Origin of the sequence: Oculatella sp. LEGE 06141 (genome assembly GCF_015207605.1) — a bacterium.
GTDB lineage: Bacteria > Cyanobacteriota > Cyanobacteriia > Elainellales > Elainellaceae > Oculatella.
Genome location: NZ_JADEWO010000019.1, coordinates 75,107 through 91,711, shown reverse-complemented (window position 1 = coordinate 91,711; position 16,605 = coordinate 75,107). Strand labels below are relative to the sequence as shown.

17 protein-coding genes are annotated in these 16,605 nt (G+C 51.8%); 6 read left to right on the top strand and 11 right to left on the bottom strand.

From position 1 onward, the window contains the following. Position 1: 1 nt before the first annotated feature. The 3 genes from IQ268_RS14965 to IQ268_RS14955 form a co-directional block, all read right to left on the bottom strand. Positions 2-457, bottom strand: coding sequence for an NUDIX domain-containing protein (locus IQ268_RS14965; protein WP_193880319.1), 456 nt, complete (start codon positions 455-457; stop codon positions 2-4). 65 nt (positions 458-522) lie between these two features. Next, positions 523-993, bottom strand: a complete 471-nt coding sequence (gene bcp / locus IQ268_RS14960) for a thioredoxin-dependent thiol peroxidase (protein ID WP_193880317.1) — start codon at positions 991-993, stop codon at positions 523-525. A 236-nt stretch (positions 994-1,229) separates the two neighbouring features. Beyond that, positions 1,230-2,132 (bottom strand): alpha/beta fold hydrolase, encoded by a 903-nt coding sequence (locus tag IQ268_RS14955; RefSeq protein ID WP_193880315.1) that lies wholly within the window; start codon positions 2,130-2,132, stop codon positions 1,230-1,232. Between the two features lie 483 nt (positions 2,133-2,615). Here IQ268_RS14955 and IQ268_RS14950 point away from each other — a divergent pair, with 483 nt between their 5' ends. After that, complete coding sequence (locus tag IQ268_RS14950; RefSeq protein WP_193880313.1) at positions 2,616-3,197, top strand: hypothetical protein; 582 nt, start codon at positions 2,616-2,618, stop codon at positions 3,195-3,197. Between the two features lie 309 nt (positions 3,198-3,506). Here the strand turns inward: IQ268_RS14950 and IQ268_RS14945 are convergent, their stop codons facing one another. From IQ268_RS14945 to IQ268_RS14930, 4 genes are all read right to left on the bottom strand, one after another. Then, a complete protein-coding gene (locus IQ268_RS14945) occupies positions 3,507-5,348 on the bottom strand; it encodes an ABC transporter ATP-binding protein (protein WP_193880311.1) in 1,842 nt (613 codons plus the stop codon). A gap of 203 nt (positions 5,349-5,551) precedes the next feature. Continuing rightward, on the bottom strand, positions 5,552-6,118 hold the full coding sequence (locus IQ268_RS14940) for a hypothetical protein (RefSeq protein WP_193880308.1): 567 nt from the start codon (positions 6,116-6,118) through the stop codon (positions 5,552-5,554). A 65-nt stretch (positions 6,119-6,183) separates the two neighbouring features. Beyond that, the gene (locus IQ268_RS14935; RefSeq protein ID WP_228035381.1) at positions 6,184-6,939 is read right to left on the bottom strand and encodes a phosphatase PAP2 family protein; all 756 of its coding nucleotides are present in this window, start codon (positions 6,937-6,939) and stop codon (positions 6,184-6,186) included. 97 nt (positions 6,940-7,036) lie between these two features. Beyond that, positions 7,037-7,240 (bottom strand): hypothetical protein, encoded by a 204-nt coding sequence (locus IQ268_RS14930; protein ID WP_193880305.1) that lies wholly within the window; start codon positions 7,238-7,240, stop codon positions 7,037-7,039. 269 nt (positions 7,241-7,509) lie between these two features. Here IQ268_RS14930 and IQ268_RS14925 point away from each other — a divergent pair, with 269 nt between their 5' ends. After that, positions 7,510-10,245 carry a GUN4 domain-containing protein gene (locus IQ268_RS14925; protein WP_193880302.1) on the top strand — a complete coding sequence of 912 codons (2,736 nt, stop codon included), beginning with the start codon at positions 7,510-7,512 and terminating at the stop codon, positions 10,243-10,245. Between the two features lie 230 nt (positions 10,246-10,475). Then, the gene (locus tag IQ268_RS14920; RefSeq protein ID WP_193880298.1) at positions 10,476-11,351 is read left to right on the top strand and encodes an MBL fold metallo-hydrolase; all 876 of its coding nucleotides are present in this window, start codon (positions 10,476-10,478) and stop codon (positions 11,349-11,351) included. A 96-nt stretch (positions 11,352-11,447) separates the two neighbouring features. Here IQ268_RS14920 and IQ268_RS14915 read toward each other — a convergent pair whose 3' ends face one another. Next, positions 11,448-11,702, bottom strand: a complete 255-nt coding sequence (locus IQ268_RS14915; RefSeq protein ID WP_193880295.1) for a TIGR03643 family protein — start codon at positions 11,700-11,702, stop codon at positions 11,448-11,450. A 238-nt stretch (positions 11,703-11,940) separates the two neighbouring features. Between IQ268_RS14915 and IQ268_RS14910 the strand changes: the two genes are divergently transcribed. Continuing rightward, positions 11,941-13,275, top strand: a complete 1,335-nt coding sequence (locus IQ268_RS14910) for a D-Ala-D-Ala carboxypeptidase family metallohydrolase (RefSeq protein WP_193880292.1) — start codon at positions 11,941-11,943, stop codon at positions 13,273-13,275. Between the two features lie 49 nt (positions 13,276-13,324). Here the strand turns inward: IQ268_RS14910 and IQ268_RS14905 are convergent, their stop codons facing one another. The 3 genes from IQ268_RS14905 to IQ268_RS14895 all read right to left on the bottom strand — a co-directional run bounded on the left by IQ268_RS14905 (position 13,325) and on the right by IQ268_RS14895 (position 15,827). Further along, positions 13,325-13,972 carry an HAD family hydrolase gene (locus tag IQ268_RS14905; RefSeq protein WP_193880289.1) on the bottom strand — a complete coding sequence of 216 codons (648 nt, stop codon included), beginning with the start codon at positions 13,970-13,972 and terminating at the stop codon, positions 13,325-13,327. Next, positions 13,973-15,163 carry an NAD(P)/FAD-dependent oxidoreductase gene (locus tag IQ268_RS14900; RefSeq protein ID WP_193880286.1) on the bottom strand — a complete coding sequence of 397 codons (1,191 nt, stop codon included), beginning with the start codon at positions 15,161-15,163 and terminating at the stop codon, positions 13,973-13,975. Positions 15,164-15,548: 385 nt separating this feature from the next. After that, positions 15,549-15,827, bottom strand: a complete 279-nt coding sequence (locus IQ268_RS14895; protein WP_193880283.1) for a hypothetical protein — start codon at positions 15,825-15,827, stop codon at positions 15,549-15,551. Here IQ268_RS14895 and IQ268_RS14890 point away from each other — a divergent pair. Further along, the gene (locus IQ268_RS14890) at positions 15,808-16,119 is read left to right on the top strand and encodes a lysozyme inhibitor LprI family protein (protein WP_193880280.1); all 312 of its coding nucleotides are present in this window, start codon (positions 15,808-15,810) and stop codon (positions 16,117-16,119) included. The genes IQ268_RS14895 and IQ268_RS14890 overlap by 20 nt on opposite strands. Next, a complete protein-coding gene (locus IQ268_RS14885) occupies positions 16,116-16,529 on the top strand; it encodes a lysozyme inhibitor LprI family protein (protein ID WP_193880277.1) in 414 nt (137 codons plus the stop codon). Before IQ268_RS14890 ends, IQ268_RS14885 begins: the two co-directional genes overlap by 4 nt. Positions 16,530-16,605 lie beyond the last annotated feature (76 nt).

Here is a 16,605-nt window from a genome sequence, read left to right as displayed (position 1 = left end):
ATCATGCCAATTTGGTTAACCCGGCAAAGTAGTCGCGCAACTGCTGGCCGTGGTCATGGGAAAGCTGGTTTAACGGAATCGATTCCGGTGGAAACGCCCGTACATCCATCACTTCAAGCTGATCCACAACTTGCATAGTGCCGTCTACTTCAGCCTCAAGCACAATGCAAATGGAATGGAAGCGAGGATCGCGATCGGGCGATGAATACACCCCCACTAACCGACGAATATTAATCAGGGTTAGCCCGGTTTCCTCTAGCAGTTCTCGTCGAGCGGAAGACGAGATATCTTCACCCCAGTCAATAATGCCTCCGGGCAAACTCCAACAGCCATTATCCCGACGCTGAATCAAAACAATTTGCCCATCGGATAACACCGGGATGATGCTGGTACCAGTAATAGGATGGCGGAAGATAATCTTGATCGCCGCTTGGAGAAACCGCCACAACTGACGCATAGCTGGAAGGGCTAGCCTGAACAATGAGCAATAACATAACAAACATAAGCCGAACTTTGGCTGGGTTAGGCGGAAAGCCCTTCCAGGTCAGCTAAGATTTCTGCGGCATGGTTGTCTGGCTTTACCTTACGGTAAATTTTTTCGATCCTACCATCTGAGCCAATGATAAACGTGTGACGGCTCACTCCCATGTATTCTTTTCCCATGAACTTTTTCAGCCCATAGCTACCGTAGGCTGTTCCCACTTGACCATCTGCATCGGTGAGCAGCGGAAACGGCAGGTTGAACTTTGTGGTGAACTTAGTATGCGCTTTAGCATCATCGGTACTGACTCCCAGCACTACCACATCTTGAGACTGGTAGTCGCCATAGGCATCACGGAAGCTACAGGCTTCTTTGGTACAGCCAGGGGTATTGTCTCTGGGGTAAAAGTAAAGCACGACCCGCTTGCCGCGTAAATCGGTAAGACGGACAAGGTTGCCGTTACCATCGGGCAGACTGAAGTCGGGGGCGACATCGCCAGGGTTGAGAGTCATGTGAGAACCTCGATCGTAGTCTCAGACGGAGTGACACCGTAGAGCGTTCATCCTGCTAACCAGTCCTCCTAACTATACAGATGATCCGCTGTGTCCAGGCTATCCCATCCGTTCAGCAAACAGTTTCTAATCATAGTGGAGAATAGGTCACACCTATCGAGTGACTCAACTCTGGGTGACAGGTAAAGCAACCGTTTTCTGTAGAGTGACGCGATCGTGTATCGATCAATCTTCGATCAAGATGGGATGTCTGGAGTTAGCCGTTTCAGCCATTTTCGGATCAGCCCTACGGTGACAGCAGGAAGCTCTAACTGAGGCGTAAGGCCAACATCCTCTAAAATTTCTAGCCCCTTGATCGCATCCGGATTTAGAGCAGCCAGCCGTGTACCCAGTTCAGCCGTGGTGAATTGAGACGCTTTCCCCCAAAGAAACACCGTTGGGATCGTGAGTTGCCCCAGATAGAGTGCCAGGTCAAAACTTAAGTCGCCCCGCACAAACGATAAGGCACTGGCCTCAGCATTGGGCTGCTGGGCAGAGGCAAGATACGCTTCAACGATTTCGGCATACACCCGGTTGGGATGGGCAAACTGACGCTGTTCCAGGAAGTTGCGAATGCCGCCGCTAGTGGCCAGTGCCGTGCTGTAGAGGATGCGATCGAGGATGGGAGTACTCACAAGCTGAGCGAAAAAGCTGCGGGTGTAGTCTTCTCCAAAGTCGGATAACCCCGCTGGGGCAACCAGAATCAGCGATTTGAACAGCTCAGGACGTACGATCGCCATGCGAATCACAAAGGCTGCCGTTAACGATGAGGCCACGACCGCAACGGGTTCTTCACAGGTTTTCTCCAAAAACTCCGTCATGGTCGTCAGGTAGTCATCAATGCGGTAGGGGCGATCGAGATGATCTGAGCGTCCCCAACCCAGTAGATCGGGCGCAATGACACTGTAGTCAGCCACAAAGGCTGGATAAACCTTTGACCATTCATAGGCGGATGAACCTCCACCAAAGCCATGCAAAAAGACCAGCCTGGGCTTCGTGGTCACCTCTTTAGCCCAGGGTTCAGCTTCTGGAACGTAGAACACCATTTGACCAAGAGAGGTACTGATAGAATGCTGGCGAAAACCAGGAGGTTGAAACATGGCTAGACCGTAAAGAAATAATGAAGTATATTACGCGCAGGCTAAAGATTGAGTATTGGAGATCCCTCGATCCCTGGTACAGTGTTGTGTGAAATTCACTACTTATAAGCTTTTGAATCAGTTTGGGTGTATCACATTCGTGTTTCTGGAAACGGTTTATTCAGCATAAATCAGTAATAATTCTGGTAGCGACAAAATCTTCGGGGTGCAGATTAGGTGAATTTAGGATACAAGTCGAGACAGGTTCAACCCAATGTTAGCTTTGTGCAACGAATCTGTAGCGCCTTTGTAGTTTGATTCCCTGAGAGACAAGCATTTTGAGCTACTAGCGGAGTCTCCAACGATAGGAGTGTCAGTCGAGTCTTGAAGAATCGAGCTGACTGAAGATTTAGGTGTGAGGCTGAGAAACTGGAATCCCGCTGCTCATTAAGCAGTGTTCAATTTACCAATTCAGCCTAGCGGCAGCATGCTACGGGGAAGTCTATGAAAAAATCATTTGGGTCTCGGTCTGACCGAGGGATGTCGGTTGTCAATCAATCGGAACGGTTGGTTGATTTCGTGGATGCAACTACCCCTGATCGATCGGTATTCCAAAAATTTGAGGTACCTGGGCCAGATTTACTGCCCCGCTTACCTGCTTGTGTTCGGCTAGATTTAGAGTTACTAAAGTGTTTCGAGGTGGTCGATCGCCAATTTCAACAGGCTGGAGTGACGTTTGCTAACGCGATCGCTCTGCGCCCTTCTAATCCCGCTTATCCATCCTACTCTGGCACTACCGTGCTGATGGGATCGCCTAAAAGCGGTTGGGTAGAAGCAACATTTTCGTCGCCAGTGCGGTTTGTCAGTGGGTTAGTCACCAGTTCTCGACGCACCGTCATGGCTGCGTTTGATGCCAACAATCGCCCATTGGGACAGGTCGTAACAGACGGTGCCAACCTGGCCGGCTCAGATTCTCGTATTGCTCCAAACGTGGAGCTAAGCTTACGTGCCGATGAAATCCATCGAGTCACCTTCTATGCCTTCGACGGGCACCTGACGATCGGTGACTTCAGCTTCGGCGGGTAACAGCCAGAACTTACGTAGTTCATACCGTTGGTACGGTTTTGCGATGACAATACCCTGCGGCGGAATAAACGTTTACAGGCAACTGCGTAACTCCTGACGGCAACTCTATTTTTATCCGAATTGCAGCATTGGGTGCTAACAGATTGACGAACAGCGGATGAACTATCAAGATGAACTATCAAACAAAGTCCATCCGCTGTCACCCTGTTTTTGCGGCATGAAGGCCGCTTCAGTATCAAGGAACCCGGTACCCCGCTCTCCGTACTCAGAAGATTTCAGTAACGGGACACTTAGTATTACTCCGGAATATTACTGGTACCCAGCCGCCTGAAGAGAAAACAACCGGGCATATCGCTTTCCGGCAGCTACCAATTCTTCGTGGGTGCCTTTCTCAATGACTTCACCCTCCACCAGAACCATAATTTGGTCAGCCATGCGGACGGTCGAAAATCGATGAGAGATCAAGATCGCCATCTGGTTTTGGGTAACGCGGCGAAAATGATCGAACACCTGCACTTCTGCTTCGGCATCCATAGCCGAGGTGGGTTCATCTAGCACCAAAATATCGGCCTTGGTTCGCATAAAGGCGCGAGAAAGGGCAATCTTCTGCCACTGGCCACCAGAGAGTTCGCGTCCGCCTCTAAACCATTTCCCTAACTGGGTGTGAAACTGTTCGGGCATATCTTCTATGAACGATCGCGCATTTCCCTTTTCAACCGCAGCGAGCCAGCGGGTTTCGTCTCGCAGATGGTTAACGTCGCCAACGCCGACATTTTCGCCAACGGTAAATTGATAACGCACAAAGTCTTGAAAAATTACGCCAATTCGCTCTTGCAATACGTTAATGTCCCACTCTTGCAGGTTCAGTCCATCTAGCAAGACACGGCCAGCGGTGGGCGTATAGAGGCGGGTTAATAGTTTGATCAGCGTGGTTTTACCAGAACCGTTTTCACCCACAATGGCAAGTTTATCGCCCGGTCGCAAATGAAACGAGACGTTGCGAAGGGCGGGTTTAGGGTTCCCAGGATAGCCAAACGACACATTCTCAAACCGGATACCATCTCCGGGAACAGGGCCATAGCGAGCGTTTCCGCCCGGTGTAGGAATCTCTTGCTCCAGAAATTCGTACAGGTTAGACAAATACAGGCTGTCTTCGTACATGCCGCCAACGGAACTGAGCAAGGATGCAAAGGTGGTTTGCCCCTGACGAAAGACCACCAGATACATTGTCAGGTCACCCAGGGAAATACGTCCGGCGATCGCCTCCAGCACAATCCAGATATAGGCGGCATAGAAAGCAGCCGTGCTGATTAAACTGAGAAAGTACGTCCAGAAGCTACGACGCACGGTGAGGTCGCGGTCTTCGGTATAGAGGCGATCGAAGATGGTGCGGTACCGATCGAGCAAGGTTGGCCCCAACTGGTAGAGTTTGACCTCTTTGGCAAAGTCTTCACGAGCCACCAGCGTTTCTAAGTAGGTTTGCTCTCGCGTTTCGGGAGCGCGCCAGCGGAAGATGCGGAAGGCTTCTCCGGCAAATCGGGTTTCTGCCACAAAGGCTGGCACGGCAGCCACCACCAAAATTAAAACCGCCCACAGCGAAAATTGCAGCAGCAAACCGCTGTACGTGACCAGCGACAGCAGATCGCGTCCCAGGCCAAAGGTGCGAGTTACCAAATTGAGCGGACGCATCGACGCTTCGCGCCGCGCTCGGGTCATTTTGTCGTAAAACTCGGAGTCTTCAAAGTGAGGCAGATCCAGCGTCAGCGCTTTTTCTAGAATGAGAACATTAACCTTTTGCGCTAGCAGTACCCGCAGCAGCGATTGGCAAAGCGAAATTCCCTGTTGCGCCCCGGCCTGCACTGCAACGGCGATCGCCTCTAACCCCAAGTAGCCCAATGCTGTCCAGCGATCGCTGATCGCTCCAGACTGCGCTGCCACAACCACCCCATCCACAATCAGCTTACCCAGATAAGCAATGGCGGCAGGCAGCAAACCCACAACGATCGTCAGGCTGGCGAGTATGACTGTGAGGAGGCGATCGGTCGTCCAGACCAGATTAATGGCGCGGCCACAGTATTGAAAGATAGAAAGCGATTGCCGAAGACCGAAAAGGCGTGATCGAAACGTAACCTGTTGGTTCTGCGTATTCATATCCTTCAACGATAGCCTTCTGACGCAAAAGTAGGGTTTGCCTACCAGGTAGAAATGGGGTGGACGAAGGGGACGAACGGGGGCATGGGTCTGATCCGTTGCTGATCAAGCTGCGCTCATCGGCCTTGTTAACGAATGAGGAGTTTTGGGAGCGATAAGTCCCGTGCTGTATGTCGAAGCATCCGCGTTGGACGTAGGTTCCTTCAAAGCCATCCTCCCAGCACGGGAAAGGCCAGCATGAGATAGTGGTTGCCGTTAAACTCAAACTCCCGCAGCGCTTCCATGTTTAGTTTTTGGGTATGGGCGTAGAGCGATCGCGAGTTGGCTTTAGCGACAAAGGCAACGCCCACCTCGTACTGTCCTTTCACCTGAAACAGCAATTCATAAAACAACCCTTGCAACACGCCGGAGCCACGATACCCCGTAGCCACGCAAACTGGCCCATACAAAAAAGAATGGTACTCATTCAGCGATCGCCCCTGAAACGGGGTGTCTTGGTAGAGGCTAATCATATGGTTGAGCAACGGAATCTGTCGATTGTAGGCGATCGTAGTTGCGCCCAAATAACCCACCACCGAGGCATCATCTACAGCAACAATCATCGCCAGGTCTTCATGCATGGCGGCAAGCTGCTCGGCATTCATATCAACGGATAGAAAGCCGTCATGCCGCTGCTCGTCGGGCACATTCGAGACCAAATTGGCCTGGTGCAGCGTCAAAATATCAGAATAATCGGCAGGTAGTGCAGGTCTATAAACAATGGTTTTCATGAAGATGACGTGAGAATTTGAGCGCAACACGAATGGAGACATCCGACCTACATTTCAACCCAGATTTAGTGTCTGGAGAAATGGCGATTGGCGACTTCTGCCCGATTTAAGGCCACCATAATGGTGATGAGCCACGCAATCCCCAGACTCAATCCTGCCCCAATATCGCTAGGCCAATGTGCCCCCAACACGAGACGAGCCAGGCTGATGAGTCCGATCCAAATGACAAACAGGGCGATCGCGATTCCTTTCTCGATGGGGTGATGCGCCGAGCGCCACCATAAATAGGCGATGAAGCCATACACCGTACACACCACCAACGCATGACCCGACGGAAAGGAATGTAACCCTGGTGCCGCAATGCCATCGGCAATCAGCTCGGGGCGATCGCGATTCCACAACAGCCATCCTGTCCAGGCAAAGCCAAATTGCAGCACGTAAGCGGTGGCCATTGTCACCGCCACCAGGGGATAGGAACGCCAGACCGCGATCGCCACCACTGTAATGACCACGGGCAACATGCTGATTAAATTTCCGGGAGACTCCCATGTAATTCCCTGGGCAAACGAAAGCGGAGCCTGGGCTGCGATCCACAGAAGCGTTTGTTCATCCCAGGTTTGTAAGCCGCGATCGTGCCAAAACTGCGCGATACGGGTAACCAGAACGGCCAGCAGGTCGGTCGCAATAAATCCAAGGATGAGCGTTGCGCCCCATCGTTTCCAGGCAATGCTGGGGATCGCTCGACAATCTTGCCGAAACTGGTGCCAAAGCGAGTTTGCAGCAGCAAGTATAAACCAATGGGGCGATCGAGGTTTTGGCATACAACTGCTCGCTGGTTACGGATTGATGAAACAACATTAGGCTAATGACCCATTATGAAGCGGAACGGGTGCCACGGCGATCGGCAACGGCAAACCGTTAAACCCAACCATTTTGAGCTTCAATTAAAGCGATCGCAGCGGTTTTCAAGCAATGCCCGATATCGGCAGTTCCAACCAAGCGCCGATGGGTAAATGCACCGTCAACCAGCAGCAACGGTTCGCATAGGGTTTGGTTGTGGGCGATCGCCATTGCATCGGGATAGCTAGTTAACTGACAAACCGCTTGAACACCAAGTTGCACCGCCAGGAATCAATGTCTCGGCTCATCGCTCAAGCCCGCCAAAGATGCCATCAGAAGTTCAGTCCAGTTCAGTGGACTTCCTCTATTAGCCCAAACTTTAGTTCCGGGCAGGTTGGCAACGAAGCAATCAGCCTTCCAGAACGTTTTTCAGTCAATTAGATCGGGATAGCTCTGGTCGGTTTGCAATACTGTATTACTAACAATATCAATAGTTCAGATACTGGTTTTTGAGGTTAACAATAAAGACAGTTACTCGCTGATCAGCCCCTATGCCAAACGAGTTAGCTAAACCGTCTGAAGCGAAAGACGAAAAACCTCAGTGGAACGTGAAGCTGTCTGAAATCATCTTTCAGGCTGTAGCAGGTGGTGGCTTTAGTGCCTTTATCACATTGTTGAATACAAGCGATTTGCCCAAATTAGCGCTGGGAGGCTTGATTGGTGGAGGGGCTGCTCCGATCGCATTTGCCATTATCGAGCCAGTTTCGAAAAAACTGCGGCAGGGCGCTGGCTATGTGGGTGATGCCGTTGCCTCAGGTGGTGAGAATACCGTCCAAAAGTGGTGGAGCAGCTTATCGGCCTCTGAACGCAAATACCTGGAAGCGTTACAAGCCTATTGCCATGCTTTGGAGGTGGAAGGATTTCGAGGCCATTTGCCACCCCTGGCATTGAAAGATGTATTCATTCCACTGCGGCTGAATACCGATCGCGGCCATGTTTATGGACAGATCAACATTGACACAACCATCTGGCAATTTCTGCCTAAATCTGGTTCAGACGAGCACTCATCATCGCAATATCGATTGGCGATCGTCGCTGATCCGGGCTATGGCAAAACAACCCTGACTCGCTATCTGGCACTGAGCTATAGTTGCCCTACCTACGAAGAAAAGGGTGCTGCCAAACGGTTGCCCGTGTTGCTGCGGTTTCGCGATATTCATGGAGTAGTTCAGAGCACCACCCAGCCCACCCTGGACGATTTGGTTGTGCAGGTGATTAAAGGCTTACCCAATTGCAGCGAGTTGCCAGTCACGGTGCCCTGGATGAAGCAGCAACTCAAAGCCGGGAAGTGTCTCGTAATGCTAGATGGCCTGGATGAGGTGCCAGAAGCGCGACGGGAAACCTTGAGCCGCTGGACAAAGCGCCAAATGCAGGAATATAACAGCGTTTTTATTCTGACCTCTCGCCCGCATGGGTATGATGCCTCGCTATTTCAAGGCATTGGTGTGCGGCAATTAGGCATTCTCGATTTTACCAACGACCAGAAGCGAACTTTTTTAGAAAAGTGGTATCGCGTTGTCCTGTGGTGTCAAAAGTGGGAGATTCTGTACAGGAATAGCCAGCAGACTGAAGCGCAGCGTCTTTCTGAAGAGCAGGCCAGGGCGCAAAGTAACGACGAGGCGCAACGAGCGGCAGACGATTTGTATCGGCAAGTTGTTGGTCATTCGGCAATTAATAATCAGCTTGCGGTGAATCCCCTCCTGCTCACTATCATTGCCGCCGTACACAAAGCTTTTGATGCCTTGCCAGAGCGACGGGTAAACTTATATCGCAAGATGTTTGGGCTATTGCTGGAAGACCGACCCAACCGCCGCGACACCCATCTGAGACTGAAAGAAGCGGCGCAAAATCAAACCGTTTTGCAAGCCCTGGCCTTGAACTTGACGGAGCGAGGAGAAACCCAGTTTACCCGCCAACAGGGCACAGAGTGGATCAAAGCGCGCCTGGCAGAGCACTGTAGTGACAGGGATTGTACCCCGCAGCAATTTCTGAAAGAGATTGAACAAGTTGCAGGTCTACTCACGGGCGGTGATAGCAATCTGTACCAATTTACCCACAAGACGTTTCAGGAGTATTTAACCGCTGTAGAAATCAAGGAGCAGGGATTGCGGTCACGGTTGGACGCACGATTACAGAGCGATGACTGGAAAGATGTGGAAGATTGGAGGGAAATCTTTAGCTTTTATGCTGCGCTAGAAGGGGCAGATTGGCTGGTGCAAGCCGTCATTGCTATGCCGGAGGGAGAAAAGCGGCAACAATCCTTGCTGTTATCGCGCCAAATTGTGAAGGAGGAAAAGAGCCAGATCAAGCAGCCTGAATTATGTCAGAAATTGGATGAATTGCTGACCACAACGCAGTTTACCGGAGCCAATGTTTCTGGAGCAACCGTCGCAAAAATCACTCTAGAACAGCGGTTTCAGCAGATGATTCGCCTGGATGACCAGACTGAAATCACCTCCAACCCAATTACTTGGGGTGAATACCAGCGGTTTTTGGAAGCACAAAACGCCGGACAGTTTCACTCCACCGCACAGCCTCAAACGATTTTGCCAGAGCAACTAGATTTACCTGTAACCGGGATTCCTGAGGATGATCGCAACTGGTTCTGTGCCTGGTTGCCAACCCAAACCAGTTTGCACACAGACAACATGCTGTACGTTTATGGCGTGCCGGATTCTAGCCACCATCAAACAGCAACCCTCTCGGAGAATGGGCAGTTCTATGTGCTTCGTAAAGCCATTCACCCCAGGTACGCTAAACTGCTGAACTACCTGGCGAGTGCAAGCTGGCGGGAAGCCGACCAGGAAACCTATCGACTGATGATTACCACCGTCGGCAAGCGGGATGGGCAATGGTTCGATCGCGCCGATCTAGAAAACTTTCCCTGTGAAGATTTGCGAACCTTAGATCAGCTCTGGGTGCAATATAGCAACGGTAAATGGGGCTTTAGTGTACAGAAGCGAATTTGGCAAGAATGTAATAGCCCAATGGAATACAATGACGATTGGGAAACATTTGGCGATCGCGTCGGGTGGCGCAAGGAGGAGCGGTGGAGGGACTCCAACTCGCTGACATACAACTTTCAAAATTCTTCCGTAGGAGAATTTCCTAGTCGGTGGGGTGGTGGGGATTGGAGTGGGTTTGAGAGTATTGGAGGGTTGTTCTCTTTTCGTAGGGGGTTGGAGAGTATGGTAGGTTGTTCTCTTTTCTCGCGCGAAGACTTGTAGACTGTAGCACAAGCTAGTCTTGAGGATTTATGTAAGTTTAGTTTCACGACTTATCTCTACACAAAATCAACCCTTTCAAGAATTCGTTACCTGGCACCAAAGGCACTAAGAGTACTAGGGCACTGGGGTACTGCAAACTTCAACCAGCAATTCCAGGGTCAAAACTATTTACCAACACAATTTTGAAACTGACAGAGTAGCCTGGAGATACCCCTTCAGGAGGTAGAACGATGGCTCAGCTTAGTCAGCGTCGTCCTCAAAACGTGAGTGGCGATTTTTATGTCGATCGCACATGCATTGATTGCGATACGTGCCGTTGGATGACACCGGAAGTCTTCAGCCGAAAAGAAAGTCAGTCGATCGTATATCATCAGCCTGCCAATGAAGCAGAGCGATTGCGAGCCATGCAAGCTCTGTTAGCCTGTCCAACGGCTTCCATTGGCACCGTCGAGAAACCCAGAGATATTAAACAGGTTCATCACACCTTCCCGATTAACATTGCTGACACTGTTTATCATTGTGGCTATCATGCCGAGAATTCCTACGGTGCAGCCAGTTATGTAATTCAGCGGCCTGAAGGCAATGTATTGGTAGATTCACCTCGATTTGCACCGCCACTGGTCAAGCGGCTAGAAGGGATGGGCGGCATTCGCTATTTGTATCTCACCCATCGTGATGATGTGGCCGATCATCAAAAGTTTCACGATCACTTTGGTTGCGATCGCATTCTTCACCAGGATGAGATCGATCGCAGCACTCAAAGTGTCGAAATTCAACTGTCTGGGACAGACCCAGTACAAATCGCACCCGACCTGCAAATTATCCCGGTGCCCGGTCACACCAAGGGGCACACCGTTTTGCTCTACAACAACCGCTTTCTGTTTACCGGAGACCATCTCGCCTGGTCGGATGAATTGAATCATCTGATTGCGTTTCGCCGCGTCTGCTGGTATTCCTGGCCGGAGCTGGTTCGCTCCATGCACACACTGGCAGCCTATTCCTTTGAGTGGGTGTTGCCGGGGCACGGTCGCCGCTATCACGCCGATCGCGCCACAATGCAGCAACAAATGCAGCGCTGTTTAGCGTGGATGCAAGACGCAGCATAATAAAAGCGATCGCACGGTCTGGAGCAGAGGTGCAGCCGAGGAGCACAGCAGCTTCAGCAGAACGCCGTTGAATGGCACTAAACCATTATCAAACTACTAGGTCTTCTGGTTCTGCGACTTAAACCGACCCGCTACAAACTCACGCTTTTGCAAATGCTTGGTCTGGCGACCAGAAACTCGTTTGCGCCACATTCTAAAGCTGGAAGGCTTCATTTCGCGCCGCATCAGCGCAATCACTTCTTTTTCCAGTAAACCAAACTGAAGCGCGATCGCCTCAAACGGAGTGCGGTCTTCCCATGCCATTTCAATGACGCGATCGATCGTTTCAGAATCGAGGTCAGCACTGTTCATTGGCAGCAACACATTGACTCACATAACGACATCATTTGTAATGTAATGCAAATCGTTAGAGCAGACCTGCGACTCTAGAGAGAGCGGCTTAAACCTCAGTCATTACAAACGCCCTCCAGCCAAAACTGACCAAATGGGTGAAAAAAGCCGAATTTATGACACAATCCGTTCTAAAAACAGCGTCCTGTTGCATAATGTACCTGCTGATTAGGCTAGTCACGTTGAAGAGGCACGCTTCATGGTCCAGCGGATATTAAGAGTCACACAGAATACCGTATTTAAGCTCCGTCCTGAACAGTCCTCACAGCTCACAGCTCAGGAAGTGTATTCGGTTCCGGCTGGCACAACCTATGAAATTCATTCGTATGCCTATACCGACCCCAACGGCGCAGCCTTCAACGGCCACATCCGAGTGGCCTTGTCAAATACGTCACTGCAAGGCTTCAATACCTGGTTCGTGTATGGATTGCACGCCCAGGTTGAGTTTGACGGTACCGTCGTTTATCCCCAGGAAGATCAGGCAACATCCCCCATTCTCAGAATTACGAGAGATACGGTATTCAAGCGCCGTCCACTGCAATCGACCCAACTGCCACAGGATGAGCTTCAGCAAGTAGCACGGGCAAGGAGTTTCAATCTTCAGTCCTATGCCTATTCCGATGCCCAGGGAGACTTTAGCAGCCACATCAAATTTGCCTTAAGAGACCAGGCGGATTTCATTCGGGGACTCAATACCTGGTATGTCTACGACCAACATGCCTTTGTCGAGTTTGATGGCGAAGTGATTTATCCGCCCGAAGATCCAAACGCGCCTGTTTTGCGTGTCACCCAAACGACGGTCTTTAAACGTCGTCCTGTGCAGGCATCCAGTCTGGCGGCTGACGAGCTGTACACCGTACAACAGGGCACCACGCTAGCGCTGCAATCCTATGCCTATGCCGACGCTAGCGGTAGCTTTAACGGACATATCAAATTCGCCATTAAGTACGAGCGGGATTACGTCCAATATCTCAGTACCTGGTACGTCTACCAGGGACATGCACGAATTGAGCAGGCGGGCAAAGTCGTGTATCCCGTTCCTGCCGCAGCGCCCAGCCCTACACCCTCTCCTGGTGCTTCTCCTTCCCCCTCACCCAGTCCGGCTTTTAGCGGACGCGCCATTCGGCTGCCGGGAAATCGCAGTACGTTCTACACCGATCAGCCGATCATTCCGGGCGGCAATTTTACCTGGGGCGAAGCAACGAAAAACGGAACACGTATCCCAGAGACGACCGCGATCGTCAACAACATCATTGCGCTGGCACGGCAGCTACAACGAGCCAGAACCCAAATTGGCAGGCCGTTTAGGGTCAATTCCTGGTATCGCCCCCCGGCGGTCAACCGAGCAGTAGGGGGAGCATCCATGAGCCAGCACCTCTACGGCAGGGCTGCCGATCTGGAAGTGTCGGGCTACAGCGGCAGACGGGTGGCCAATGCGGTGATGTCGTGGTGGCCGGGAGGGGTTGGCATTTACAGCAACATGCCGAATGTAGTTCACCTGGATGTCGGATCTCGCCGCACCTGGGGCTTTTAGGGCACCAATGCCCTTTCCATCAGGCTCACCAATCCGTTTAAACCAGCTATCAATCCTGGCGTTTTAGCCAAAATGCCTGTAAGCCAGCCGCTGTAGCGCCTTGATAATCTTCTTTGAAGCTGTCACCAATATGCCACGCCGCGTTGGCAGGACAGTTGTGCTTTGCAAGAGCGGTTTCAAACATGCGGCGATCGGGCTTGGCGGCTCCCACTTCGGTTGAAATGGTCACTGAACTAAAATACTCTGCCAGCCCCAGCGCACTTAACACGGGGTACAGCCGAGAGTCAAAGTTGGACAACACACCCAATTCAATGCCCTGGTTTCGCCAGTGACTCAGCGTATGGTGGGTGTCTGGATAGACAAACCAGGGCGCAGCGGTGGCAAAGTGATCGTAAAGCACTGCAAAAAAAGCAGAAAAATCGGTAAATTGCGCTAGCAGATCGGCTCGCCGAAAAGTTTCGATGGCGATCGCTTCCCACCAGGCATATTCTTTGGCAGGAATATCGCTTGCGATCGCACTCGGAAAGGCCATTGGCGAAGCAGCTTTGAAGCTCTGGAAAAACGCCTGATTCAACCGTTCGGCATCAGCCGCAACACCAAACTGGCGAGTAATGTCTGTGTAGACCTCCCCCACGCTGCCCCTTACCCCAAACAGCGTACCAACGGCATCCAAAAATATCACTTGAGGACGGTTCATCTAAGGTGCAAGCCACTCTCGGATCGGCTGAGCGATCCAGTTTAGCCCAACTTTTAGCTGGTGATCCAGTGTCGGCATCCGATAGAGATACGCTAACCGACGAGCCAAATAGGCCATTTGCCCATCCAGTTTTAGCCCCAGCCCACTGAAGGTAGCCTCTTCTGCTCCCAGGGTCATCATTTCGCCCAAATTCTCATAGCGGAAGGGTAGGAGCGGTCGCCCAGATAGGGATGCCCAGACATTCCAGCCCGTGTACTCTGCCTGTTGAAAGGCCGCTTGTGCCGTTGCCGGAACGCGCTTGCCCTCTGCGTCGTAGCTCTCGGCCATGTCGCCCAAGGCAAAAATATCAGGATGATCGATCGCCTGCAGCGTTGGTGTTACCACCAACTGGCCTCGCTGATTGTGCTTGAGCGGCAGATTTTGCACCACCTCAGGCACGTTGGTTCCCACCGTCCACAGCACCAGATCGGTGGGAATGGTGTCTAGCTTGCCTCGATATTCCAGCGAAATGGAGTCGGCAGCGATCGCCTCCACCTTAGTTTCCAGATCCAGCCAGACACCGCGATCTCTCAGCGCTTTTTCTGCCGTTTCGCGGTTAAACTCAGACGACGTGCGTAGAATTTGGTCGGTTAGCTCCACCAGGCGCAACCGTCCCCGTTCCCCCAACCGATCGGCCAGTTTGCAGGCGAGTTCTACACCGCTATATCCGGCACCCACAATCACCACCCGAATTTTCTCGGTGCTGGTTTCCTCCAGCAGGCGCAGCCGTTCTTCTACCCGATACGCATCGGCAATGGTGCGAAACGGAATAGCATACTCTGCCGCACCGGGAGCCATATCGAGCGGCGTTTCCCCACCCATTGCCACCACCAAACGGTCATAGGTTAGCTCAGGTGCGTCTTGAAGCTGGACTCGTTTAGCGTCGGTGTCAATTCCAGTAACTGTGTCCTGATAAAAGCGAATTGAGGTATTGGCGAGCAGTTCAGCAAATGGCGGCGCAATTTCCCAGGTTTGTAGCTCGCCCGTCAGCAGTTCATAAAGCAACGGTGAGAAGAGGAAGCGATCGCGCTGATCGACTAAAACAATCTCCGGCTTTTCAGATTTGTTCCAGGGCAACTGGTTCAGGCGCAGAGCTGTATAGAGACCACCAAAGCCTCCACCAAGAATACAGATTCGGGGTTGCTGAGTCATGGTTTGGCAGTTCAGGCGAAGGGATTTCCTTCAGGATAACAAGCCACTCGCCTGGCCGGGAGGAGAGCTTGCCGGAAAATGATGGGTCAGCGTCTGTCTATGTAAGGCACGCCCAGGGCAACTGCGCGATCGACTGGCAGCGTCAATGGCAGCGTCAATAGCAGCATCAATGGCTGCATTGTCGCACCGTTTAGCTGCTTGAAGCTGCCACTATTCCTTTGTGTCGATCGATGATGTGGCTCTCCCAGGCAGACTGTAACCGTGAGCGATCGCGCCCATTTCCTTAAATCAATGTGTCAGTTTGAAAGGATACATAGCAAATTGGGAATTGCTGAACTAATCGCTCTAAGATCCTGAATATGGGGGCACTATTCGGTTCTCCCGCTTACTCTGCGCCTGAAGGCGCAACCTTAGAGGCAATAATGACGACTGCTAGATCTCTGACGACATTGGTAGCAGCGGCATTGGTAGCGCTTACGTCTGGATGTTTCAATCGCGCTTCCAACCCCACCCAGCCGCCTGTAACCAGTTCTCCGTCAGTTCCAACACAACCTGTTCCCGATGCCGCAACCCCGACCCCAACCCCAACTCCAGAGCCACCCGACTCTGCCCAGCTACCATCGCCCCCTTCAGATAGCGCTCCTGTGGCAGCAGAGTGCGACAACCCGCAAACGCAAGTTGAAATCAACATTTGTGCCCAGGCCGGTTACGAAGCCGCCGATCGCCAGCTCAATCGAGTCTATCAACAGTTGAAAAATAGCTTGAATTCGCAAGAGCAAGAGCAACTGATCGAAGCAGAAGAAGCCTGGATTGAGTTTAGAGATAGCAACTGCGAACTCGAAAGCAGCCAGTTTGAAGGCGGCTCAATTCAGCCAACCATTCGCTATGGCTGTTTAGAAGAGATGACCCGAAACCGCACTGCCGAATTGCAGCAACAGCTAGAGTCACCCCTATGAAGATGAACGTATTGAAGCAGACGGCTTCTCTGCTAGTAGTAGCGGCGATCGCCAGCGCTGGCACCGTTCGGGTGTCGCAAGCACAAAGCAGTGCGCCTCAGGTCAATTGCCAGAATGCTCAGAGTACGCCCGAAATTAACTACTGTGCCGAGCAACTGTATCAAACAGCAGACAAGGCTCTAAACGCGGTCTATCAAGAGTTTCGTACCAAGTTAGGTGCATCGGCCACCCAAAAATTGACCCGCGCCCAACGCGCCTGGATTCGCTATCGAGATGCAAACTGTGAGTTTGAAACGCGTTTGTCGGTCGGCGGCACAGGCCACCCGGCTTATCTGAATGCCTGCCTGGAACGCATGACTAAAGCTCGCACCGCAGGATTACAAAAACAAATAGAATCTCGCCAGATGTGATGTCCTCCAGGCGATCGTGCACTCATCCTGCCTGGCAGAACTGAGCAGGAATGGGGAATGATGAGCCATTGCCTTT